This is a genomic window from Pseudomonas sp. GW456-12-10-14-LB2 (assembly GCF_002884345.1).
Classification (GTDB): Bacteria; Pseudomonadota; Gammaproteobacteria; order Pseudomonadales; family Pseudomonadaceae; genus Aquipseudomonas; species Aquipseudomonas paraglycinae.
Genome location: NZ_POHV01000086.1, coordinates 1 through 1,300 on the forward strand (window position 1 = coordinate 1; position 1,300 = coordinate 1,300).

Genomic DNA, 1,300 nt, shown 5'->3' on the forward strand with positions numbered 1-1,300 from the left:
GGGTGGGTAAAGACCGGGTACATCCTTTACGTTTGAGACCGGGGACATGGTTTACAGGTATCAATCATGGTCAGGAGGTGCTGACCATGCCCTGGAATCAAGAGTCCCCGATGGATCAACGAGTGAAATTAGTCAGTGACTGGCTCAGTGGCAGCTACACCAAGAGCCAATTGAGCCGGCGTTATGGGGTCAGCCGGCCAACCGTCGATAAGTGGCTGGATCGGTATGCAGCGCTCGGTGTGGATGGCTTGAAAGAGCAATCCCGCAAGCCTTTGAACTGCCCTCATCAAACCCCGGATGAAATCATCGCCACATTGCTGGCCAAGAAAAACGAGCATCCGGATCGAGGTCCCAAACAGATCATTGATCGCCTGCGAAAGTCCGATCCACAGATCCCATGGCCGGCCGCGAGCACTGCTGGTGAGTGGTTGAAGAAGGCTGGCTTGGTCATTGCGCGGCGCCCTTATCCTTTGCGCCCGCGTGCTCCGACGCATTTACGCCCGGCCGATGAACCCAACCAGACCTGGTGTGCCGACTTCAAAGGGCAGTTCAGGATGCAGGACGGCAATTGGTGCTATCCGCTGACCATTACCGATCAGATGAGCCGCTATCTGCTGCTCTGCCGGGCGTTGCCCGGCACGCACAGCGAGCCGACGCGACAGGGATTCGAATGGGCTTTCCGGGAGTTTGGATTGCCGGACGTAATCCGCACAGATAACGGGGCGCCTTTCGCATCGACCGGTTTGGCGCGGCTGTCGAAGCTGTCCGTCTGGTTCATCAGGCATGGCATCCATATCGAGACAATCACACCAGGGCGTCCTGACCAGAACGGTCGACACGAACGGATGCACCGCACCCTCAAAGCAGCGGTACTGCGAACACCTGCGGAAAATCTCGTACGCCAGCAGCTGGCCTTTGAAGAGTTCGTTCAGGACTTCAACCATGATCGACCACACACCGCACTGGGCATGAAACCGCCGGCTTCCGTATACAGACCTTCGTTGCGCCCGTATCCGGGCTACTTGCCCGCGGTCGAATATGGCCCTGAGGTTGAGGTACGCAAGGTTCGTTCGAACGGCGAGTTCAAGTGGAAGGGGCAACGAATGTTTTTGGGCGAGGCGCTGATCGGCGAGGACATCGCGCTGAAGGAAGTGGCTGATGACGTGTGGGAGCTGTACCTTTGCAACTTCTGTTTAGGCAGGTTTGAGCGCGGTGCCAACCGCGTATCAAGCCTGTAAAAGGTGTAAACGATGTCCCCGGTCTAATGTGTAAAGGATGTACCGGTCTCTACAGTGAGGGG

General features: G+C 57.2%; 1 protein-coding gene. It reads left to right on the forward strand.

Features of this window, described 5'->3' with window-relative positions:
* Positions 1-1,238, forward strand: a 1,238-nt coding sequence (locus tag C1X29_RS28175) for an integrase core domain-containing protein (RefSeq protein WP_256584408.1), incomplete at its 5' end; no start/stop codon positions are given.
* Positions 1,239-1,300: the final 62 nt, after the last annotated feature.